Here is a 22,699-nt window from a genome sequence, read left to right as displayed (position 1 = left end):
ATGATTGAATAACTTGGATTTTTAGTCGTTAGCCTAAAGCATCAATCTATTGTCAAAACATGCCATTTTTTATTTTATCTTTCACTAAATTTCATTGCGTAGACGTTGCTAAAACATATTTTGTTGAGGCTCACCAATGCTGTTGAATAAATAAGCAAAAGCTGAACATTATTTACGTTGTATTGCTAGAGTTGATACGTCAACGCTATCCTTTATGGTGCTGTTTCAGGCAAAATATAAACAGTTTAAACATTCCGGAATTCACGTGGCTGAAGAACAAAATACCCTAAATGATGTGACCCAAGGCACGACACAACTGTTACATGAAGCAACCGAAAAAACCGCTCAAACGGTGATGGCGCATACGGCAAAATACAACGATGCCTACAAAACCATTGATAAGTTTGTCGAAGCTTTTTGGGAGCGTTTACCGTATATCTGTATCGCTTTGGTGGTCTTTACCCTGTTCTATTTACTCTCCAAGCTGTTTAAATTCTTCGTGCGTAAAGCATTGGCAGATCGCAGCTATACCAAACAAAATTTGGTCTTGGTGTTAAATCGTGTGGGTAGCTCTGCGATTATTTTCATCGGCTTTTTGATTGCGATGGTGATTGCCATTCCAGGTTTCACCCCAGGTCAGCTGATGAGTGCTTTGGGGATTGGTTCGGTTGCCATTGGTTTTGCATTTAAAGACATTTTCCAAAACCTATTGTCAGGTATTTTAATTTTGCTCGGTGAACCGTTCAAAATTGGCGATGACATTATTGTGTCAGGTATGGAAGGCACAGTTGAAGACATTCAGATTCGTGCAACGTTCTTGCGCTCACCGGACGGTCGCCGTATCGTGATTCCCAATGCTACGGTATATACCAGTCCAGTGACGGTGAATACCGCTTATCAACGTCGTCGCTGTGAATTTATTGTCGGAATTGGCTATGAAGATGACGTGCAAAAAGCCAAAGAGTTGGTTTTGGATATTTTAGATCGCGATACCACGATTTTGAGTCAGCCGGGCTTTAGTGTGAATGTCACTGCCCTTGCTGATTTCTCGGTGAATTTAAAAGTACAGTGGTGGGTCAATACCTCTGAAGTGGTGACATCAACCTCGATCAGTACTGTTCAAGAAAAAGTGATCCATTCTTTTGCCGACAATAACATTTCAATTCCTTACCCAGTACAGGAAGTGAAAGTTTATCGTGGCGATGCATCCCAAGAAGATGAATCAGGTCGTGCTAAACAATCGACCTAAGACATAACTGATCACAGTTTCGGTTCTTAAAATACGGTTGCCTAAGCTCACAGCTTGGCAGCCGTTTTTTTCGAGCAGTTCAATTTCATAGGGAATAAATCCGCCCTCAGGGCCTATCACCATCGTGCATGGATGTTCGATTGCAAAAGGCATGGCTACACGTGCATAAGGATGTGCAACATAAGCCGGTGTCTGTGATGAAATCAGCGTGGGTAGGACATCTTCCACAAAGGGTTTAAAGCGTTTATAAATTTCAATTTGAGGGGCAATGGTATCGCCTGCCTGCTCTAAACCCAAAGTCACATATTGATCGAGTTGCTGTAGAAAAGGACTTTGCCAATAGCTTTTATCCACCCGATAACTGTGCAATAAAATAATTTTCTCAACCCCTAAAGTCACACTGTCCATGATTAAACGGCGTAACACTTTGGGTCTTGGCATCGCGACAATCAGGGTTACGGGCAACTTCTGAGGAACCACTTCTTCATTTAAAGCTTTGACTCGAATAGCTTGCGCTGTGATTTCCACTATTTCTGTTAAATAGCGTTTTCCTTCACGCACTCCAACTTTTAAGGTATCACCGACTTGGACATTCACATGCGTGATCAAATGTTCGATTTGACGTTTGGAGCTAATGGACCAAATTTCAGATTGGGTTTGGCGTGGGTCAAGTAAGACAATATTCATAAAAACCCATGAGGAATAAACAGAAAAATTGGATACGCGGATGTGGCGACATGGATGTTGCCGGTTTCTCTGTGCGATAGGACAGCGCATCAGAGAAACAAAGCGCGTTTGTCACTTTTGGCGCGTCAAAAGTGATTACAGCCTACGCAATGTGCGCTGATTTATACTCAATATTTAAGGCAATGCCGCTTAAGTTATGGCGTTAAATACTGATCGAGTACACCTATATGCGTCTCTAAAGAGCCAGCATTTTTTTGCATGATCAACTGCGCATGTTCAGCCATCACCTTTGCTAACTCAGGCTGTTGCACATATTGGATTAACTGCTCCGCCACCTGTTCAGCATTGGCACCTACCGCTACTGCATGGGCATCGAGGAACTCATCGACAATGGTCTGGAAATTAAAATAATTTGGACCAACCACCGTCGGCACATTTAATGCAATGGGCTCTAAAATATTGTGTCCACCACCGGGCTGATTCAACGAGCCACCGACAAAACACACTTGACTCAAGGCATACCACAACCACATTTCACCCATCGAATCTGCCAAATACACTTGGGTATCTGCTTCGATGCTTTGCCCCAAACTACGGCGCTGGATCTTTAAACCTAAGTCTTGCATGGTGTGATAGACAGCATCAAAGCGTTCAGGATGACGTGGCACCACAATCACCACAACTTTTGGATCTTGAAGCAGATACGCTTTTAAGGCGTTAACCAAGCTTTGTTCTTCAGGCGCATGGGTACTCGCCAAGGTGATGATCTTTCGATGTTGTAACTGCCAATCCAATTTTAATTGCTGGGCTTGATCAAGGAAGTTTTGCGGAGCATTAATATCAAATTTGATACTCCCCACCACCTGACTCTGCTGAGGATGGGCACCCAATGCCACAAAGCGATCCAATGAGGCTTGATCTTGTGCCAACAATTGTTTTAAGCCTTGAAGCATAGCTCGGGTGAGACTTGGCACTTTGCCATAGCCTTTGGCTGATTTTTCGGAAAGCCGTGCATTGACCAACACACAAGGCACTTGAGATTGCTGCGCCTGTGCAATCAAATTCGGCCACAATTCAGTTTCGACCAACACCAACATTTTCGGTTGATACTTGGCGAAAAAGGTTTTGATTAATTTTTTTTGATCAGCAGGCAAATAGACGGCTTGAAACAACGCTTCATAAGGCGCTTTTAAAAATAATGATTTGGCTCTGGCCTGACCTGTTTTGGTGGTATTGGTGACCAAAACTGGATGACCCAATTTTAAATAATGCTCAATCAGCGGTTGCGCTGCATTGGTTTCACCCACTGACACCACATGAAACCAAATACTGTGAAGATTTTTCGGGGTTTGGAAAGGACCAAAACGCTCAAGGCTTTCTTGCTGCAATTGCTCAGCATCACTGGCACGCTTTTTGATACGCCATTGGTATAAGGGTTTAATCAGTGCTAAAGCAGCGTTGTACCACAATGGAGTTGTCAAAAAATTCGCCTCAAAGCCGTGAAATTAAAATATCAGAGATTTTGAAAAATATAGCAGAGGATGAGCCCAATGTTAATGACTCATCCTGTTCAGCATCATCGAACGCAGATTGAAGCCTTTAAGCTTCGATTAAGCGATCCGCTAAAAATGGATAATCGGTATAGCCTTCTGCCACTTGACTGCCAATCATATTTTCAAAGCGAAGTTCATTCAGCGGCGCATCTTGCACCAAACGTTCATATAAGTCTGGATTGGCAATATAGGCTTTACCAAAGGCCACTGCATCAGCTTGACCTGAAGACAATAAATCCAGCGCATCTTCACGAGTTAAACGCATATTGGCAATATACGGCACGCCATTTGAACGTGCTTTCATCTCTGCTGAAATACTGTCTTCAGCCAAATATTCACGAGTAAAGAAGAACGCAATTTGACGTTTACCCAATTGTTCTAACACATAACCAAATGTTTCACGTGGATTCACATCGCCCATATCATGCTCATCGCCACGAGGTGCTAAATGCACACCGACTCGACCTGCACCCCACACTTCAATCAGTGCGTCCACCACTTCAAGCAAGAAACGCGCGCGGTTTTCTACACAACCGCCGTAAATATCATCACGTAAATTGGTCTTGGTCTGTAAGAATTGATCAATCAAATAACCATTGGCAGCATGCAGTTCCACCCCATCAAAACCGGCAGCTTTAGCACGAATCGCCGCTTGTTTGTATTGTTCGGTAATGGCATGAATTTCAGCAATTTCGAGTGGACGTGGCTCAACAAATTCTCTTTTTGGACGCAACAAACTTACATACCCTGCTTGTTTAACAGCACTCGCAGATACAGGTGTTTCACCGTTTAATAAATCTGGATGCGATACACGCCCCACATGCCATAACTGCGATACGATCAAACCACCTTGGTCATGCACAGCCTGAGTAATCGGTTTCCAGCCTTCTACTTGTGCATCAGTAAATAAGCCAGGAGTATATTCATAGCCATTGGCTTCTTCTGAAATCACCGTCGCTTCAGCAATAATCAACCCTGCACTGGCACGTTGTGCATAATATTCAACCATCATCGGGGTCGGTACACGGTCTTGAGTCGCACGGCTCCGGGTTAAAGGTGCCATCACCACACGGTTTTTCAGTTTGAGTTCACCGAATTGGATTGGGCTTGAAAAATCAGTCATTGCAATTCCTTGTCATCTTGCTGTGCAAGCACAGTGGTTCAATGCTTATAAAGCATGCTGTATATGGGCTAAAAAATTCTGAATCTGTGCTTCATTACGTGCGAAATAACACCATTGACCATGTTTGGTCACGGTCACCAACCCCGCCTGCTGTAATACCGACAGATGATTGGACATAGTCGATTGAGACACATCGGCAATTTTTTCAATTTGCCCTGCACACACCCCACGACTAAAATCCTGCTCGCATTCTCCTTTGGGGATCATCTGCTCAGGATGTTTCAGACATTGCAAAATTTGTCTTCTAATCGGATTGGATAAGGCTTTATAAATTGCTTCGGTGTCCATCTCATTTCGCTCAAATTCATGATATGCACTCAACAGCCTCATTATATCGATTTTTTTAGATATTAATATCGAATATTTACGATATTAGATCATGCTTTAAAAACCAGTATTGAACTGACAAGTATGGCGTATTCTAACATTGTTCTAAAATGATCACGTATTTGCAGTAATCAACATTCCAAAATCTTCAGATAGATGCGTTGCAATAATACCTTTGCAATAACAGCTTTAATACAAAGCGTTAATACAAAAAAAGCAGAGAATCAATCTCTGCTTTTTAAGGCGTTTCAAAGTCGTATTAAAGACCTTGTTTTAGACTCGCTTCAATAAATTTATCCAAATCACCATCTAAAACTGCGCCTGTGTTGGAACTTTCAACACTGGTACGTAAGTCTTTAATCCGTGAGTCATCTAACACATAAGAGCGAATCTGACTGCCCCAGCCGATATCTGACTTCGAGTCTTCAAGGGCTTTGGCTGCATCATTACGTTTCTGCATTTCCAATTCGTACAATTTGGCACGTAACTGTTTCCATGCATGGTCACGGTTGGCATGTTGTGAACGCTGGTTCTGACACGCCACCACAATCCCTGTCGGCGCATGCGTTAAACGCACCGCAGAATCGGTTTTGTTAATGTGCTGACCACCGGCACCTGAGGCACGATAGGTATCGGTACGTACATCGGCAGGATTAATTTCAATCTCAATATTGTCATCAATTTCAGGAGAAACAAATACTGCTGAGAATGAGGTATGACGGCGGTTACCTGAGTCAAATGGTGACTTACGTACTAGACGATGCACACCTGATTCAGTACGTAGCCAGCCATAAGCATACTCACCTTCAACACGAATGGTCGCAGATTTAATCCCCGCTACATCACCATCCGATTCTTCCATCAATTCTGCTTTAAAGCCATGACGTTCAATCCAACGCAAGTACATACGCAGTAACATTGACGCCCAATCTTGTGCTTCAGTACCACCAGAACCCGCTTGAATTTCCACATAACATGGGTTCGGATCCATCGGGTTACTGAACATACGACGGAATTCAAGTTTCGCCAATTCTTCTTCAGCTGAACTCAGTTCTGCTTGTACATCTTCAAGCAAGCTTTCATCATCAGCTTCTACAGCCAAATCTAACATCGCTTGCGCATCTTCAATCTGAACAGCAAGACCATCAAGCACATTTAAAACATTTTCAAGCTCGCCTTTTTCTTTGGCCATCGCTTGCGCACGACTTTGGTCATTCCAAATTGCAGGATCTTCGAGTTCACGTAGAACTTCTTCTAAACGCTCTTTTTTCAGATCGTAGTCAAAGATACCCCCGTAGTGTTTGACCACGGTCGTTTAAGTCTTTTATTTGAATGAGGTAAGGATTAATTTCCACGTGTGTTGACCCTAAATATGTCGATCATAAATTCATATGCATTCTACCACACTGTCAAAAAATCCGAGTCAAAAAACGTAATATCCCTAACTGATGAACGCACTAAAACGTGGAGCCCGAAGTGTTATCTTGAATAGAAAATTGCAGAATCAGGCTTCAAATTGTGCTGTAGGCAAATCAAAATTTCACTTTATTTTATTTATTTTTCGTTTTCATCTATTTTTATTTTTATTTAAATTCAACCGTTTAAACTTAAGTTACAGCTAATCTGTTGATTTTTAATACACGCCCTCAGATTCGCTTCATTTAACCCAAGCCATTTTTTCCTACACTTTCACCATCAGCGCAACACCGCCTGATTTTAGAAGCGACAGGAAATTTACCCATGAACAAATTCATCATTGCATCTGCTTTATTTTCTACACTTGCGATGAGTTCTGGGACTGTCTTTGCCCATGCCTATCATGCTGAAGTCGAAGCAAGCACCGGTTTTGATCATAGTGAGCATGGTCATTCTGGCAGTGAATTGGGTGTGCACGGGACTTACTTTTTCAAACGTGTCGATATTCATGATGTGCCACTGGCAGAAACTGCATATTTAGATCGTGCTAGCAGTATCAGCGCACATGCCCACTATGCAGATCATGGTAATACTGAAGATGACACCTATGGTGCTGAATTGAAAGTCTACACACCAAACAACTTCTACTTTGCTGTCGGTGCAAATCAATCCCGTGAAACTTGGCGTGAACAAGGCATAAAAAATGATTTAAACACCACCTATTATGATGCTGAAGTGGGTGTATCCCCTATCCAAGGTTTACTCGTTGCCGCTGGGGTAAAAGGCTATGAGAATGATCATGAAAATGGTGTAAGTCCTACTTTACGTGCTAAATATGTACGTGAAATTGCAGGAAAATATGTCAATTTAGAAGCTGAAACATCCTTCGGTGATCTTCAAGAATTCAGCGTGTCTTCTGATTTTTACATCAATCATACATTCAGTGTAGGTGCAGATTTTCATCGTAATGATGTGGAAGATCTCTCTGAAGTCGGGATTAAAACACGCAAGTTCTTAAATAGCCAATTTAGCCTTGAAGGCCGTGTGGGCTTTGGTGAAGAACATGATCAGAATTATACGAGTTTCGATTTAGCTGCCCGTTATCACTTCTAAATAGTGTCTAAATCATTTAATTTTCGAGCGAAAAAAAACTACATTCTTAATAATTTCAGATACAAAAAGATTTTTTTGCGCATTGACAGTGCTTTTTTTTTCTACAATACTAAAAATGTAACAACAATGAAACAATTTCAAAAATACGAGAGTTACGATAATGTTTAAGAAAATTGCACTTGCAACAGCGCTTATTGCTGGCCTAGGAAATGCTTATGCTTACCAAGCAGAAGTAGGTGGAACAGTTGCTTATGTTGATCCAGATCATGGTGATGGCTCTGCAGGTTTCGCATTAGATGGAACGTATTATTTTAATCCTGTCCAAGTGAAAGATTCACCACTGAATGAAGCTGCATTTTTAAACCGTGCAAGCAATGTGAATGCTGATGTCAGTTATTATGATTATGATCTATTCGATTTAACCACTTACAATGTGGGATTAGAATATTTCGTGCCGAATTCTGATTTTTATGTCAGTGGTAGAATTGGTCAAACTTTTTTAGATTCTGACTTACGTGATAACGATACCCTTCAATATTCTGCAGAAGTGGGTTATTTACCCGTTTCTGGCTTATTGGTCGCTGTTGGTCTGTTGGGCTATGACAATGATTATGATGACGGTGTTGATCCAACGATTCGTGCAAAATATGTCACCAAAGTGGGTTCATACGATATGAACTTCGAAGGTGGTGCAAGCTTCGGTGATATCGATGCTTATAATGTTGGCGCAGATCTTTACTTAGACAAAACGTTAAGTGTTGGTCTAGGTTATAGAGGTAGCGACTTAGAAGGCAACGATGAAGATGTTTTCTCGATTCGTGCCAAAAAATTCTTCACGCAACAAGTTAGCCTAGAAGGCGATATTGGTTTCGGTGATGATGCCAATACTTATGGTCTTCGTGCAGCGTATCGCTTCTAATATGATTTAAACTTAATAAAAAAACCGCTCATCAGAGCGGTTTTTTTATGGGCTAAATTTGAGTATTAAGACTTAATGCTCTAAATGTATGACTCGAAGCTGAACACTGACATTGCCCTTATATTCATTTTGATCGAGCTCATAGACTAAGCGAACCTTGGCTTGCTGCGGATCATAATCAAATTTATCCAGCGCATTAAACGCAATTGCCTCAACCACTTGACCATTGTCCAACATCAGTTTCAGTTTCAGATGAACCTCCTTGAGCCATCGATGCTCAACCACCTTAAAGATACCCTCAAATACAGGATGTGGAAATTTTTGTCCCCATGGACCCAAGTCTTCAATCTGTTTTACTGTTGAGACCTGAAAATCCTCTGCTTTCAGTTCACCATCCGTCCATAAACAGGCTTGAAAAATCGCATCATCAGTTTCAGCAATCAAATTCTCAAACACCTGTTTGAATTCTGCAAAATGTTCCCGTCGAATGGTTAAGCCTGCCGCTGCTGCATGCCCGCCAAAAAAGCTCACCAAATGCGGATACTGCTCTGCGACCTTTTCAATACTGTCTCGAATATGAATACCTTCAATCGAACGTGCTGAACCTTTAATATGAACCCCATCTTGATCGGCAGCAAACACGATTGCGGGGCGATGGAATTGTTCTTTTAAGCGCCCTGCGACAATGCCAATTACGCCTTGATGCCAATGTTCCTCAAACATAATAATGGCCGGAGGTAAATGATTTTCATCCAAATCAAGATCTTGCATTGCCTTGAGCGCATCTTGCTTCATTTCAGCTTCAACATGACGACGTTCAAGATTTAAGTCATTCAGTTGTCGTGCTAAAGCATAGGCGGTTTGCATGTCTTCGGCCAATAGACATTCAATCCCAATGTCCATGGTTTCCATACGACCTGCGGCATTAATCCGTGGTCCAATCACAAAACCTAAATCTTGTGCTTTGAGCTGTGCTGGATCACGTCCCGCCACATCAAGGAGTGCAATTATTCCTGCTCGACATTGACTGCTTTGAATGCGTTTCACACCTGAGTCGACCAGTATGCGATTGTTATAATCGAGGCTTGCCACATCAGCATAAGTACCTAAAGCCACCAAATCTAAGTATTGGCTCATCTTGATACTGGATTTCCCCTGTTTAGCACGAAAGCTGGCTAAATTGGCCAAGACATAAAATGCTACACCCACCCCGGCTAAGGCTTTACTTGGAAATCCACAGCCCAATTGATTCGGATTCACCACCGCTTCAGCATGTGGTGTTTCTTTGGTGGTCAAATGATGGTCTGTCACGATGACTTGCATCCCGTGCGCTTGTGCTTGGGCCACCCCTTCATGACTCGAAATACCATTGTCGACGGTAATCAATACGTCCGGAGTAAAGGTCACAAAAGCCAAATCAGCAATGGCGGGGGTTAAGCCATAACCATATTTAAAACGGTCAGGTACCAAATATTCAACATCTGCTCCCATCTCCCGAAGTGCCAGAACCATCAGTGCGGTACTGGTTGCACCATCCGCATCATAATCCCCGACAATGACAATTTTTTGATGCTGATCAAGGGCGGTGTCTATAATCTGAATGGCTTGTTCTAAACCTTTCATTTTAGGAGCAAGTAAATGCTTGAGTTTGAGTTCAAGTTCTTGTTCTGACTGTACGCCACGGCGCGCTAAAATGTTGGCCAATAAAGGCGACAAACCCTGAAATTGCTCAGGGTTGGAAAGAAATGGTCGTTGTTGTATGCGTATATTTTGCATTTAAGGCATGAGCCGTTGTAGTGTCCATTGAGCTTCGATTCTTTCATAACTCAAGCGGTCATGTAAACGGTTGGGTCGACCTTGCCAAAATTCATAATGATCTGGCACCAAACGATAGCCTCCCCAAAACTCGGGTTTATCGAGCGTTGACTTCGACTCCACTGCATCATGCAACGCATCAAAACGAGATTGTAAAACTTCACGGCTTTCAATCGCACCACTTTGCGGGGTACTGATATGGGCTGCAATTTGACTGTCGCGAGGACGCTTATGATAATAGTCTGTCGACTCCGCCTCTGAAATTTTTTCAACTTTACCCGCAATACGAATTTGTCGTTCTAATTCCGGCCAATAAAACAAAATTTCAGCATAAGGATTTTCACCTAAATCCAAACCCTTCTGACTATCATAATTGGTATAAAAGTCATAACCTGCTTCAGATGCCCCACGCAATAAAACGGTGCGTACATGCGGACGACCTTGGGCATTGGCTGTTGCCAAAGACATCGCATAGGGTTCATGAAGTTTAATCTCTAAAGCATGGTTAAACCAATTGAGAAATTGCTCATGCGGATTCTTTTGAACTTGATCTTCATGTAACTCACCTTTTTGGTAACTTAAACGAAGTTCACTCAAATCTCTAATCACATCACTCATTCATTTCACCCTTTTACAGACTTTGGCTTTGCCTTTTATTTGTCTTTAAACAGCATTCGCACGTACAGCTTCAGCCAAATCATTGGCAAGTTGCGTCACTTCAGCCAAATCATCCCCTTCCACCATGACACGAATCACCGGTTCAGTGCCTGATTTACGAATCAATAAACGACCTCGACCTTTGAGCTGTGCTTCTGCTTTTTCAAATTCTGTTACTAAAGCAGGTACCGAATAGGGATCAAACATCGCGTCTAAACGCACGTTCACTAAAACATTCGGCAATAAATGGAAACCATCAACCAGCTCGTGTAGCGCTTTCTTCTGTTCAACCATCACAGTCAGCACTTGTAATGAGGCAATAATCGCATCGCCCGTGGTGCTTTTATCAAGAGTTAGAATATGGCCTGATGGTTCACCGCCTATGACTAGATGATGATCTTCTAGTTTTTGAAGTACATAACGGTCACCGACCTTAGCTCGATGTAACGCAACCCCTGCTTTGTCGAGTGCAATTTCAAGGGCCATATTGCTCATCACAGTGCCGACAATACCTGCAGGTTTGCGTGATGCTTGTGTACCTAAAATATATAGAATATGGTCACCGGTAATTTGCTCACCATTTTTATCCACCATAATCACGCGGTCTGCATCACCGTCAAAGGCAATACCCAAATCAGCTTGATGCTCTACAACAGCTTTTTGTAAATGCTCGGGATGGGTTGAACCACAACCATCATTAATATTTAAACCTGTAGGCTCATCATGAATCGCAATCACTTTGGCACCGAGTTCACGATACACCGCAGGTCCGACGTTATAGGCTGCACCGTTGGCACAATCCACCACAATTTTTAGATCAGATAAATCTAAATGGTAAGGAAAGGTCGATTTACAAAATTCGATATAACGCCCATTGGCATCTTTAACACGCACGCTTTTACCTAAGTTTGCCGTGTCATCAATATGCATATCAAGTTCAAGTTCTGCATTGATTTCATCTTGCCAATAATCCGGTAATTTCTTACCTTCGCATGAGAAAAACTTAATGCCATTGTCAAAATATGGGTTATGCGATGCTGAAATCACGATGCCAAGACTGGCATGTAAGGCACGAGTCAAATGTGCAATCGCTGGGGTCGGTAATGGGCCAAGCAAATGGACATAGACACCCGCAGCGTTTAAACCCGCTTGTAAAGCAGCCTCTAAAATATAACCGGATAAACGAGTATCTTTACCCAAAACAACGATAGGTTTATTTTTTTTAGTTCGGCGTTTTAATACTTTACCCGCTGCAAAACCCAGTTTGAGTGCAAAATCAGGCGTGATTGGAAGTTGCCCAAATTTACCGCGAATACCATCTGTTCCAAAATAACTCATTTTATTCCCACTTATTATGGTGCTATATAACGACGCTTTTTCAATACAGCTACTTTACACCAAATAAAAAAAGCCGTCATAAACTGACGGCTTTTTTGCACACAAAGTATAAGCAAGATTACCTATTTATAGCGGAGCGTCTTAACCTACACGGTAGTTTGGCGCTTCTTTGGTAATGGTTACGTCATGGACATGCGATTCAGACATACCCGCAGCAGTAATTTTTACAAATTTCGCATTTTGGCGTAAGTCATTGACAGTCGCTGAACCGGTATAACCCATTGATGAACGTAGACCACCCATCATTTGATGCACGATATTGCCCATTGGACCTTTATACGGTACACGACCTTCAATACCTTCTGGTACCAATTTCTCAGCACCTGCTTTGGCATCTTGGAAATAACGATCCGCAGAACCGGTTGAACCCGCCATTGCGCCCAATGAACCCATACCGCGGTACGCTTTATAGTAACGGCCTTGGAAGAATTCAACTTCACCCGGTGCTTCTTCAGTACCGGCCATGAGTGAACCAACCATAATGGTACTTGCACCCGCACCAATCGCTTTTGCGATATCGCCAGAGAAACGAATACCACCATCAGCAATTAATGGAATTTGTTCTTTCAATGCATTGGCAACCGAATCAATCGCCGACATTTGTGGCATACCAATCCCTGCCACAATACGTGTGGTACAGATTGAACCTGGGCCAATACCCACTTTCACTGCATCTGCACCCGCATCAAGTAAAGCAAGCGCAGCATCACCTGTCGCAATATTACCGCCAATCACCTGAACTTGAGGATAGTTTGCTTTCACCCAACGAACACGTTCAATTACGCCTGCTGAGTGACCATGTGCAGTATCGACCACAATCGCATCGACACCCGCTTCAACCAACGCTTCAACGCGGCTTGGGGTTTCTACACCGGTACCCACAGCCGCGCCCACACGTAAACGACCGAGGTCATCTTTACAGCTGTTTGGATACAGTTCAGCTTTATTAAAGTCTGTTACGGTAATTAAGCCTTTAAGCTCATTGTTTTCACCCACCACCAGTACTTTTTCAATACGGTGCTGTTGCAATAATGCTTGGATATTTTCTTTTGATTCATTTTCACGAACAGTCACCAAACGCTCTTGGCCTGTCATGATATTGCTTACCGGTTGTTCTAGATTCGTTTCAAAACGTGTATCACGTCCTGTCACGATACCCACCACTTTACCGTCTTTGACAACAGGTACACCGCTGATATTGTTCGCTTGCGTTAAAGCGATCAATTCACGAACCGTGGTTTCTGGGGTTACAGTGATTGGGTCTTTCACCATTCCTGCTTCGAATTTTTTCACACGGCGTACTTCTGCTGCTTGTGCAGAAATATCCATGTTTTTATGCAGAATACCAATACCGCCATTTTGCGCCATTGCAATCGCCATACGTGACTCAGTCACCGTATCCATTGCTGCTGATACAAGAGGAATATTGAGTTGAATGCCGCGAGTAAATCGTGTCTTTAACGAGACATCTTTTGGAAGGATAGTTGAATAGGCAGGGAGTAATAAGACATCATCAAAGGTTAGCGCTTCTTGAACGATGGTCAACATAACAGTCTCGCTGGTAATTTCCGTGAGCCATTATATACAAATTTCCATTAAAAATTCATTTTTTATTGCGATGAATTTATAACTTTCTTGAATACAATCACTTAAAATAATTGAAAGTGAACGCATGCTCAATCATCCTACTTTCGCTTTTAACGCTTCAATTAACTCACCTGATCATAATCTTGATCATTGGCCGAATGATGCGCCGCCACATCAATCATTGGGATTAATCCTGCCGCTCGACGTGCCTTTAAGCACTGGCTATCCCCTGCTTGAACTTCTTTACAGGTTGAGCTGCGATGTGCATAGACACTGCAACTCACCTGTTGGCCGATCTGACCTTGGAGTGCGATACAACGGGGTGTAGCTTGGTTCGTGCCCGCCATGCAAGAATAAACAGGCGTTAAAGGTTCAACCATATGTGCCGGTAAATGTTCAGCTTCCGCCCAATAAAATGAGACACGGTAAAATGTGCAACATGCACCGCAACTTAAACACGCATCCTGTGTAAGTTTCTGAGACAACATTTTTAAAATTCTCGTCGATTTCGATCAATTTTTTGTTGGATAAATCCTAAAAAATGTCATCTCAAAATTCAAGATTTACAATAAATATTGCGGACAAGAAAATACCTTTTCATCCATCAAATCAATGCCACATTGCAAATTTTCAATCCAATCTAAAAATTGATTGATCTGTGTTTTCCCTTTAAAAGGTGTTCCATGCTGAGGAACGATCATTTCAATATCCATGTCTCGAACCATTTTCACCCATAAACGAATGACTCGGTTTGAACACATATAACGCTGGTGAAAGCCTTTCATTTTCAATATATGCGCATTGAAATCTGTCAATTCTTCGGCAGCGTCTTCCACCATCGAAGCACCCATATCGCCTGAAAATAGAATTTTCGAAATCGGGTCATAAAATTGAAAATTTCCTACTGAGTGCAAGAAATGTGCAGGTATTGCCACAATTTTGGTTTCACCTAAACGGATGGCCATGCCCTGATCAGGCAGTTCGACCAAACGATCTAACCAATGGCCTTTCATCCGATCACTCATAAAAGCTGAGTTCAGGTGAGGAAGGAAACGCGCCCACAGTTTAGAAGCCACCACAGTTGCATCGGTATACACCAACCAACGCGGCATCGAGGTAATAATGTCAGGGTCTTGATGCGATGCCATCACATAATCGAGATTGGCAAGTCGCGTGTACTTATTCAGTTCCATGGTCAATGGCACATAGGTTAAATCCCCACCTGGATCAATCACTGCAGCACGACCATGATTTACAATCAGAAACTGATTAGCTTGAACCCCTTCACCTTTGACCAAACTGGTAAAACTAATACATTTATGTGTGCCATTATCGAAGAGTACTTGTGATGTTGTACGATCTAAAGCCATTGTTATTCCCCAAATACGATTTTAAAAATCGCTATTTTAATACCCGATAAAATATAGGGAATTAACACAACACACAACCAAGAAGATTTAAATTATTTTTATTATTATCAATAATTTGTGATGTAATTTACATAAAAAATCCCAACAAATTTGCTAGGATTTCTTATCATTTAGGATGTATACGGATAACTTAAAAAAGATAATGTTGTGCCAATGCTGCAAGACCAATGACCAAGAAGACCAAGGCACCAATTTTATGGATTAAGGAAATCGGTAATTTTTCAGCGAGTTTGTTCCCAATAAAGACCGCAGGTGCATTCACCAACATGATCCCGAGCGTTGTACCTAAGGTCACCCAACCCACACTGTCAAAACGAGCGGCTAGTGCGACCGTCGCAATTTGGGTTTTGTCGCCAATTTCAGCTAAGAAGAACAACACAAAAGTGGCACCGAAAACACCATATTTTTGCCATTTATTGATGCTGTCATCTTCATCATCCAGCTCATCAGGAATGAGCATCCAGATCGCCATCCCAATAAAGCCCAAGGATACAATCCACAAGAGTACAGTCGGGCTCAATACGGTGGTGATCCATTGTCCTAAAATTGCAGACACACCATGATTCACCACAGTCGCTAAAAAAATGGCAACTAAAATTGGAAGCGGTTTACGGAAACGTGCAGCAAGCAATAAGGCCAAAAGTTGGGTTTTATCGCCCATTTCAGACAGGGCAACCACGGCCAATGAGATCAGGAAAGCTGAAAGCATGTTGTGTTTCTCTGGCTAGCAAAACATATACCGATGACTCACCACTCCTGCTAGCCATAGGTGCAGAATGGTAAATCAAAGGTCTTGCCAACAAAAGAATGCTTAGAAAAGCACATTTGGTTCTTTGCTATGATGACCATGCTCGTTTTAGAGCAATTATGTTGACCATCACCCTTCTACTTTGCGTAAAAGGCGGCTACTCCCCAATGAAGTGCGCTCATTATATTGAAACTGTAATTTTTAATCAAACATGCTTCTCTAGATCAAAAAACCCTGCCGAGGCAGGGTTTTATATATTAGGGAAGCTTTGATCAATTCAGAACAGTTAAAGCAATAAATTACGAATATCCGCCAACAGCTTGGTCAGCTTGTTGGTAAAGCGAGCTGCATCTGCCCCATTAATCACACGATGGTCATATGACAAAGACAACGGCAACATGAGTTTAGGATCAAAACCTGAACCATTCCATACCGGTTGCATGGTCGCAGGTGAAATACCCAAGATCGCCACTTGAGGCCAATTGACTAACGGCGTAAAGGCAGTACCTCCAATTGAACCTAAGCTGGTAATGGTAAAGTTGGCACCTTGTAGATCTTTAGGCGATAACTTCTTATCACGTGCTTTTTGACTGAGTTCACCCAATTCAATCGCAATTTGTTTAATCGACTTTTGATCTGGATTTCTGAGTACCGGAACAGTCAAACCATCAGGGGTTGCCACCGCAATCCCCATATGGATTTCTTTACGTAATACCACCGACTTTTGATCGTCTGCCAAATGACTTGCAAAATATGGCTCTTCTTTGAGTAGATGCGCCACAGCTTTGGCAATAAAAGCTAAAATGGTCAGGCTAATGCCTTCTTTCTTAAAGTTGGCTTTAAGCTCACCTCGCCATGCTTCAAGTTCAGTAATGTCAGCCAAATCAAACTGAGTCACTTGTGGAATATAGTTGTTTAAAGACAACTGAGGCACAGACACTTGTTGCAAGCGGGTCATGGCTTTGACTTCTGTACCACCAAAAGCACTAAAGTCAGGTAGTTTAGGCAAACCGGATACGACGGCAGCTTGCGCGACAGGGGCTACTTGCGGTGCAGTTAAACGCCATTTAACGAAAGCAAAGACATCTTCTTTCATCACACGTTCATGTGGACCTGTTGCTTTGACTTGAGCAAGCACGACACCCAACTCACGTGCCAACTTACGCACCGCAGGCCCCGCATAGACTTTGGCATTGTCTGCTTGCTGAGCTGCGGTTAACTTTTCAGGCTCTGCACTGACAGAAGCCGATGCGCGCTCAACCTGCGTTGACTCAGATGCTTTTTCTGTCGCCTGAGCAGGTTTCGTTTCAGCTACAGTCGCTTTAGCAACAGGTTGAGCAGTTGCACCTGTGGTTTCGATGCTCACCAACGCCACGCCTTGTTTCACTGCTTGATTAAGTTCAACATGAATCGCGGTGATTTTTCCTGCAACTGTACTCGGTACTTCAACCGAAGCCTTGTCCGATTCCACCACACATAAGCTCTGTTGAGCTTCAACAGTATCGCCGACTTGTACCAAGATTTCAGATACTGTGGCTTTATCTACACCTAAGTCTGGCACTGCAATCTCAACCACGCTTGGCGTAGAAAGATCAGATGGCACTGAGCTTTCTGAAGCTTTTATATCCGTTGGCGTCGCTTGCGTCGGCTGAACTTGAGCTGTTTCAACAGATTGTGGTGTGGTTTGAGCTGCAGCTTCTCCTGCAACTTTCACTTTAAGCACCACCACGCCTTCTTTAATCGTATCGCCTTCTTTGATCTCAATACTTTCAACTGTACCTGCAACCGTGCTTGGAACTTCGACCGTTGCCTTGTCCGATTCCACCACCACAATGCTCTGATCCACCTCGATGCTATCACCGACTTTCACCAAGATTTCACCCACCAAGGCTTTTTCAACCCCAATGTCCGGAATTTGTACATCAACCACTGAACTTGAACTGTTCGATGCTGATGGTGTAGGTGTTTCTTCTACTTTCTGTTCAGCTTTTGGCTCTGTCTTCACTTCAACTGATTGTTCAGGCACAGGTTCAGACTGAGATACCGTTTCAGCAGTGTTCTGCGCTGTTGAAGCCTCATCTTCAGCTTCAAGCTCGATCAGCACCGTCCCTTCTGAAACACTATCGCCTAAGGCAACAGCAATACTTTTTACTATGCCTGCTGAAGTGCTGGGTACTTCAACTGAGGCTTTATCAGACTCGAGCAAAACCAAGCTATCATCAATGGCAATGGTATCACCAATGTTGACTAAAATTTCTGCAACAGTCGCTTTATCTACACCAATATCCGGAGTTTTAATTTGCATCTTTATTTCTCCTCAACTGATGTCGGTTCTTTATAGTCAGCCACCGCCTGAACTTCAGGGTGAGCTTGAGGTGCCCATGCAACAGGACGGTCGGTATCAAGTTCAAAATTTGAAATCGCATCTTTGACCAAGCGCGGATCGACTTCACCTTCATCGGCCAATTTTTTCAATGTTGCCACCACAATATGCGCAGCATCGACACCAAAGTAACTACGCAAATTCCCACGGGTATCTGAACGACCGTAACCATCAGTACCGAGTGCGACAAATGGACGGCTGTCGGGTAAGTAGCCTCGAATCTGCTCACTATAAGCACGCATATGATCCGTCGCTGACACCACGATGCCATCATGTCCACGAAGTTGTTGAGATACCCATGACTCTTTCACTTCGGTTGCTAATGGGTGTAGACGGTTATATTCCTCACATGCCATCCCATCACGTGCCAACTCATTGAAACTGGTCACACTCCACACATTGGAATGGATTTGGTATTCGTCACGTAAGATTTGCGCCGCTTTAATCACTTCGCGCAGGATTACACCCGAGCCCATCAACTGAACCGTGGCTTTATCATCTTTCTCAAGGAGGTACATACCACGTTTGATGCCCTCTTCCGCGCCTTCAGGAATCGCAGGATGTTCGTAATTTTCGTTCATCACAGTTAAGTAATAGAACACACGCTCTTGATTGACATACATACGGCGTAAACCGTCATGCACAATCACCGCAAGCTCATAGCCAAAGCAAGGGTCATAAGAAATACAGTTCGGAATGGTATTGGCAAGAATGTGTGAATGACCATCTTGGTGCTGTAGACCTTCACCATTCAGCGTTGTACGCCCTGCAGTTGCTCCCAGTAAGAAACCTTGTGCTTGTGCATCCCCTGCTGCCCATGCAATATCTCCAATGCGTTGGAAACCAAACATCGAGTAATACATGTACATCGGGATCATCGGCAAGTTATTGGTTGAATAACTGGTGCCCAATGCTGCCCATGCACTCATTGCACCGGCTTCATTGATGCCTTCTTGTAACATGTGACCGTCTTTGGCTTCACGATAATGCATCAACTGTTCTTGGTCTTCAGGCGTGTATTTTTGACCGTGTGCGGCATAAATACCCAACTGACGGAACATACCTTCTAAACCAAATGTACGTGCTTCATCGGGCACAATCGGCACCACACGATCTTTAATGGCTTTTTCTTTTAATAAAGCAGAAATCAAACGCACCATCACCATGGTGGTCGATTGTTCTTTACCGCCACTGCCTTTGAGCACCGCATCAAACACTGAAAGTTCAGGAATGGCCAATTGCTCACTGTCTTTACGACGTGCAGGTAAATAGCCACCCAATGCCTCACGACGTGCTTTCATGTATTTCAATTCAGGCGAGTTCTCGCTTGGACGATAGAACGGCACTTCTTCAAGCTGTTCATCGGTAAAGGGTAAATTAAAGCGGTTACGTACATACTTGAGTGATTCAAGTTGCATTTTTTTGATTTGATGGGTTTTATTGACCGCTTCAATTTCTTCAGACAAACCGTAGCCTTTGACGGTTTTCGCCAAAATCACCGTCGGTTGTCCGGTCGATTTCATCGCTTCTGCATAGGCTGCGTAGACTTTATAGGGGTCATGACCGCCACGGTTCAGATTATCAATGTCTTCATCACTTAAGTTTTTTACCAACGCTTCTGCTTCAGGGTATTTTCCAAAGAAATGCGCACGGGTATAAGCACCGCCTTTTACTTGGTAACGTTGGAAATCACCATCCACCGCTTCTTCCATAATGGCTTTGAGTGCGCCGGATTCATCTTTATCAAGTAGTGGATCCCAATGACGACCCCAAACCACTTTAATCACGCGCCAACCTGCGCCACGGAATAAAGATTCAAGCTCCTGAATAATCTTACCATTGCCACGGACCGGACCGTCCAAACGTTGTAAGTTACAGTTCACCACCCAAATGAGGTTGTCGAGCTTTTCACGGCCTGCCAGTGAGATTGCACCCGTACTTTCTGGCTCATCCATTTCCCCATCACCGAGATAAGCCCAAACTTTACGATCTTCTTCTTTAATCAAACCACGGTTCATCAAATACTTTTGAATATGGGCTTGGTAGATCGACATGATCGGTCCTAGACCCATCGATACCGTTGGAAATTGCCAATAGTCTGGCATGAGGTAAGGATGCGGATAACTCGGTAGACCATTGCCACCCACTTCACGGCGGAAATTATTCAACTGATCTTCGTTTAAACGTCCTTCTAGAAACGAACGCGCATAAATCCCCGGGGCACAGTGACCTTGGTAATAAATCATGTCGCCGCCAAAATGATCGTTATTGGCACGGAAGAAATGGTTAAAGCCCACATCATACAAGGTGGCTGAGGAGGCAAAACTTGCTAAGTGACCGCCTAAGTCATCGCCGGTTTTATTGGCACGTAACACCATTGCCAATGCATTCCAACGAATCAATGCACGAATACGACGCTCCATATCGGCATCGCCCGGCATAGCTGGCTGTTCTTCTACTGAAATAGTATTTAAATATGGAGTGTTTAAACGTTGTAATGGCACATGCTTTGCGATTGCTTGCTGATACAATTTCTCTAACAAAAATGCAGCACGCTCTGTACCCATATGTTTTAAGACAGAATCAAAGGCTTCTTGCCATTCTTGCGTTTCTTGTGCGTCTGTATCGCCATAATACGCCATGTGTTCCCTACTCCATTTAAATCTTACTTTATATCTTATATGTATCACGTTTTAAGGACGTTCAGTTATGGTTACAGCTGAATACGGATTTGCACACTATTTCATTTCGAAATAGTGATTGACCAAAAATTACAGAACAAAACAAAAAACCGCCAATCATGGCGGTTTTTTATACAATCTCTATTTATTCACGTGATAAAGTAAAAAAGACTTCAATGCACTAGTCAGACGTTTTAGGTCTAGTTCGACACTCTTGTACCTGAACTTGTCTTTAAACCATGCGATCTAAATCAGCTCATTAAAGCAACATAGTTCATTAAGGCCACATGATTCTTTAAGGTAACATCGCTAAGTATGAAGATGGATTTTTACGTTGACCATCTTTGACCACTTCATAATGTAAATGAGGACCAGTACAACGTCCGGTACAACCTACATTGGCAATGTGCTCACCGGCTTTGACTTGATCGCCGACACGAGCAATTAAGCGAGATGCATGCGCATAACGAGTGATGTAGCCATTGCCATGGTTAATCTCAACGTATTGACCATAACCTGTGCCCCAACCTGATTTGGTCACGATACCCGGACCTGTTGCATAGATCGGTGTACCACTTGGTGCAGACATATCTAAGCCAGAATGGTTTTCAGCACGTCCACCCATGGTACGACCACCGAAATCTGAACTGACGCGTTTCATATCAGGCAGCGGATGTGATACCAACCAAGAATAAGCCCCTTTATTTGCATAGCTATTGCTTGAGTATGATTTAGAGGTCCCATATTTAGCCGCCAGAGACGCATTATTCAACTCAGTCGGTGTTGATTTACGAATATTGGTATTGAAGGTTGTATCTGCAGGGATATCCATGTCATCTGGATGACTGTAAGAGCCTTGTGATAATGTTTTTGTAAGTAGCTCTAAACGATCAGGTGAAGCGGTGTTGATGTTACTGGCATCCAATTGAACTAAGTCTGCGAAAGCCACTGATGCTGCCGAAGCGGCAAGCGAAAACGCCAATAAAATACGTCGCGTATGCATAAAAACCTCATTAAACTGTTCTTACTCAAGCTTCTTGCGTGATCTCTTCCTTGATATTCACTGAAACGAGCGCTTAAGATTAAGACAACACTATGTAGGAACAATGTATGTCTGACCCTAAAAACGTCTTTCAACAAACAAGACAACACATAAAAACAGGAAACTTATCGTTTCTTACAAAGCAAGTTGCCGACTGGCAAAGACTTACTAAATTAATTCAACCTTTATTGCCACCGCAGGACGATTGGCAGGTTGTATGTTATCAATACGGTATTTTGACCCTGACCGGTGAAAATCAAGCCTTAATTAGTCAACTCGGTTATCTTCAAAAACAGTATATTTCTCAGTTATCACAAATTGATGAGTTTAAAGACTTACAGAAAATCCAAGTGCGTCTTCGAGCAAAACCCCAAGCTGAACCTAAAAGAATGCAAATCCCCAAACAAATTTCTCCAGCAACACAAGAAATGTTACATGCTGCTGCAGGCTTTGTGAGCGACCCTAAGCTTAGCCAAGCTTTGCTACGTTTGGCAAGCAATAAAAAGTAATC

19 protein-coding genes and 1 riboswitch are annotated in these 22,699 nt (G+C 42.9%); of the genes, 4 read left to right on the top strand and 15 right to left on the bottom strand.

The window, feature by feature from the left end:
* Nucleotides 1-265: 265 nt before the first annotated feature.
* Nucleotides 266-1,249, top strand: coding sequence for a mechanosensitive ion channel family protein (locus tag G8D99_RS00885; RefSeq protein WP_166321762.1), 984 nt, complete (start codon nt 266-268; stop codon nt 1,247-1,249).
* Here G8D99_RS00885 and G8D99_RS00880 read toward each other — a convergent pair.
* From G8D99_RS00880 to prfB, 5 genes are all read right to left on the bottom strand, one after another.
* Complete coding sequence (locus G8D99_RS00880) at nt 1,223-1,936, bottom strand: 16S rRNA (uracil(1498)-N(3))-methyltransferase (RefSeq protein WP_166321760.1); 714 nt, start codon at nt 1,934-1,936, stop codon at nt 1,223-1,225. The genes G8D99_RS00885 and G8D99_RS00880 overlap by 27 nt on opposite strands.
* A 194-nt stretch (nt 1,937-2,130) precedes the next feature.
* Complete coding sequence (locus G8D99_RS00875; RefSeq protein ID WP_166321758.1) at nt 2,131-3,417, bottom strand: 3-deoxy-D-manno-octulosonic acid transferase; 1,287 nt, start codon at nt 3,415-3,417, stop codon at nt 2,131-2,133.
* A 118-nt stretch (nt 3,418-3,535) separates the two neighbouring features.
* Nucleotides 3,536-4,612 carry an alkene reductase gene (locus G8D99_RS00870; protein WP_166321756.1) on the bottom strand — a complete coding sequence of 359 codons (1,077 nt, stop codon included), beginning with the start codon at nt 4,610-4,612 and terminating at the stop codon, nt 3,536-3,538.
* Nucleotides 4,613-4,657: 45 nt separating this feature from the next.
* Complete coding sequence (locus G8D99_RS00865; RefSeq protein ID WP_166321754.1) at nt 4,658-4,960, bottom strand: ArsR/SmtB family transcription factor; 303 nt, start codon at nt 4,958-4,960, stop codon at nt 4,658-4,660.
* 298 nt (nt 4,961-5,258) lie between these two features.
* Nucleotides 5,259-6,354, bottom strand: a protein-coding gene (gene prfB / locus G8D99_RS00860; RefSeq protein ID WP_166321752.1) for a peptide chain release factor 2 whose coding sequence is annotated in 2 segments (ribosomal slippage) — nt 5,259-6,281 and nt 6,283-6,354 — 1,095 coding nt in all. Because the reading frame shifts where the segments join, the coding sequence is not laid out codon by codon here.
* A 385-nt stretch (nt 6,355-6,739) separates the two neighbouring features.
* Between prfB and G8D99_RS00855 the strand changes: the two genes are divergently transcribed.
* Together G8D99_RS00855 and G8D99_RS00850 are read left to right on the top strand one after the other, a co-directional pair.
* Entirely contained in the window at nt 6,740-7,528 is a 789-nt protein-coding gene (locus G8D99_RS00855) for a putative porin (protein ID WP_166321750.1), read from the top strand.
* A gap of 160 nt (nt 7,529-7,688) precedes the next feature.
* Nucleotides 7,689-8,447 (top strand): putative porin, encoded by a 759-nt coding sequence (locus G8D99_RS00850; protein ID WP_166321748.1) that lies wholly within the window; start codon nt 7,689-7,691, stop codon nt 8,445-8,447.
* A gap of 72 nt (nt 8,448-8,519) precedes the next feature.
* On the opposite strand, the gene recJ is transcribed toward G8D99_RS00850, so the two are convergent.
* The 10 genes from recJ to G8D99_RS00800 form a co-directional block, all read right to left on the bottom strand.
* On the bottom strand, nt 8,520-10,223 hold the full coding sequence (recJ, locus tag G8D99_RS00845; RefSeq protein ID WP_166321746.1) for a single-stranded-DNA-specific exonuclease RecJ: 1,704 nt from the start codon (nt 10,221-10,223) through the stop codon (nt 8,520-8,522).
* Entirely contained in the window at nt 10,224-10,880 is a 657-nt protein-coding gene (gene pdxH / locus G8D99_RS00840; protein WP_166321744.1) for a pyridoxamine 5'-phosphate oxidase, read from the bottom strand.
* A gap of 45 nt (nt 10,881-10,925) precedes the next feature.
* Entirely contained in the window at nt 10,926-12,257 is a 1,332-nt protein-coding gene (gene glmM / locus G8D99_RS00835; RefSeq protein WP_166321742.1) for a phosphoglucosamine mutase, read from the bottom strand.
* Nucleotides 12,258-12,398: 141 nt separating this feature from the next.
* A complete protein-coding gene (guaB, locus tag G8D99_RS00830; RefSeq protein WP_166321740.1) occupies nt 12,399-13,865 on the bottom strand; it encodes an IMP dehydrogenase in 1,467 nt (488 codons plus the stop codon).
* Nucleotides 13,866-14,026: 161 nt separating this feature from the next.
* The gene (locus G8D99_RS00825) at nt 14,027-14,392 is read right to left on the bottom strand and encodes a YkgJ family cysteine cluster protein (protein WP_166321738.1); all 366 of its coding nucleotides are present in this window, start codon (nt 14,390-14,392) and stop codon (nt 14,027-14,029) included.
* Nucleotides 14,393-14,467: 75 nt separating this feature from the next.
* Nucleotides 14,468-15,274: an oxygen-binding di-iron domain-containing protein gene (locus tag G8D99_RS00820; protein WP_166321736.1), complete on the bottom strand. Its 807-nt coding sequence runs from the start codon at nt 15,272-15,274 to the stop codon at nt 14,468-14,470.
* Nucleotides 15,275-15,464: 190 nt separating this feature from the next.
* On the bottom strand, nt 15,465-16,043 hold the full coding sequence (locus G8D99_RS00815; protein ID WP_166321734.1) for a TMEM165/GDT1 family protein: 579 nt from the start codon (nt 16,041-16,043) through the stop codon (nt 15,465-15,467).
* A 73-nt stretch (nt 16,044-16,116) separates the two neighbouring features.
* A riboswitch (yybP-ykoY riboswitch) is annotated at nt 16,117-16,260 on the bottom strand.
* Between the two features lie 108 nt (nt 16,261-16,368).
* Nucleotides 16,369-18,387: a 2-oxo acid dehydrogenase subunit E2 gene (locus G8D99_RS00810; RefSeq protein ID WP_166321732.1), complete on the bottom strand. Its 2,019-nt coding sequence runs from the start codon at nt 18,385-18,387 to the stop codon at nt 16,369-16,371.
* A 2-nt stretch (nt 18,388-18,389) separates the two neighbouring features.
* Nucleotides 18,390-21,107: a pyruvate dehydrogenase (acetyl-transferring), homodimeric type gene (aceE, locus tag G8D99_RS00805; protein WP_166321730.1), complete on the bottom strand. Its 2,718-nt coding sequence runs from the start codon at nt 21,105-21,107 to the stop codon at nt 18,390-18,392.
* Nucleotides 21,108-21,441: 334 nt separating this feature from the next.
* Nucleotides 21,442-22,149, bottom strand: a complete 708-nt coding sequence (locus G8D99_RS00800) for a M23 family metallopeptidase (RefSeq protein ID WP_166321728.1) — start codon at nt 22,147-22,149, stop codon at nt 21,442-21,444.
* A gap of 107 nt (nt 22,150-22,256) precedes the next feature.
* On the opposite strand from G8D99_RS00800, the gene G8D99_RS00795 reads away from it, so the two are divergent.
* Nucleotides 22,257-22,697: a DUF721 domain-containing protein gene (locus G8D99_RS00795; protein ID WP_166321726.1), complete on the top strand. Its 441-nt coding sequence runs from the start codon at nt 22,257-22,259 to the stop codon at nt 22,695-22,697.
* Nucleotides 22,698-22,699: the final 2 nt, after the last annotated feature.

Origin of the sequence: Acinetobacter lanii (genome assembly GCF_011578285.1) — a bacterium.
GTDB lineage: Bacteria > Pseudomonadota > Gammaproteobacteria > Pseudomonadales > Moraxellaceae > Acinetobacter > Acinetobacter lanii.
Note: the sequence above shows the minus strand (reverse complement) of the source record. Positions and strands in the feature narration are given on the sequence as shown.

Excerpts from the sequence above, each read along its gene's own strand:
- G8D99_RS00880 (WP_166321760.1), bottom strand. The coding sequence starts at position 1,936 with ATGAATATTGTCTTACTTGACCCACGCCAAACCCAATCTGAAATTTGG.
- G8D99_RS00870 (WP_166321756.1), bottom strand. The coding sequence starts at position 4,612 with ATGACTGATTTTTCAAGCCCAATCCAATTCGGTGAACTCAAACTGAAA.
- G8D99_RS00865 (WP_166321754.1), bottom strand. The coding sequence starts at position 4,960 with ATGGACACCGAAGCAATTTATAAAGCCTTATCCAATCCGATTAGAAGA.
- G8D99_RS00855 (WP_166321750.1), top strand. The coding sequence starts at position 6,740 with ATGAACAAATTCATCATTGCATCTGCTTTATTTTCTACACTTGCGATG.
- G8D99_RS00850 (WP_166321748.1), top strand. The coding sequence starts at position 7,689 with ATGTTTAAGAAAATTGCACTTGCAACAGCGCTTATTGCTGGCCTAGGA.
- recJ (WP_166321746.1), bottom strand. The coding sequence starts at position 10,223 with ATGCAAAATATACGCATACAACAACGACCATTTCTTTCCAACCCTGAG.
- pdxH (WP_166321744.1), bottom strand. The coding sequence starts at position 10,880 with ATGAGTGATGTGATTAGAGATTTGAGTGAACTTCGTTTAAGTTACCAA.
- glmM (WP_166321742.1), bottom strand. The coding sequence starts at position 12,257 with ATGAGTTATTTTGGAACAGATGGTATTCGCGGTAAATTTGGGCAACTT.
- guaB (WP_166321740.1), bottom strand. The coding sequence starts at position 13,865 with ATGTTGACCATCGTTCAAGAAGCGCTAACCTTTGATGATGTCTTATTA.
- G8D99_RS00825 (WP_166321738.1), bottom strand. The coding sequence starts at position 14,392 with ATGTTGTCTCAGAAACTTACACAGGATGCGTGTTTAAGTTGCGGTGCA.
- G8D99_RS00820 (WP_166321736.1), bottom strand. The coding sequence starts at position 15,274 with ATGGCTTTAGATCGTACAACATCACAAGTACTCTTCGATAATGGCACA.
- G8D99_RS00815 (WP_166321734.1), bottom strand. The coding sequence starts at position 16,043 with ATGCTTTCAGCTTTCCTGATCTCATTGGCCGTGGTTGCCCTGTCTGAA.
- G8D99_RS00810 (WP_166321732.1), bottom strand. The coding sequence starts at position 18,387 with ATGCAAATTAAAACTCCGGATATTGGTGTAGATAAAGCGACTGTTGCA.
- aceE (WP_166321730.1), bottom strand. The coding sequence starts at position 21,107 with ATGGCGTATTATGGCGATACAGACGCACAAGAAACGCAAGAATGGCAA.
- G8D99_RS00800 (WP_166321728.1), bottom strand. The coding sequence starts at position 22,149 with ATGCATACGCGACGTATTTTATTGGCGTTTTCGCTTGCCGCTTCGGCA.
- G8D99_RS00795 (WP_166321726.1), top strand. The coding sequence starts at position 22,257 with ATGTCTGACCCTAAAAACGTCTTTCAACAAACAAGACAACACATAAAA.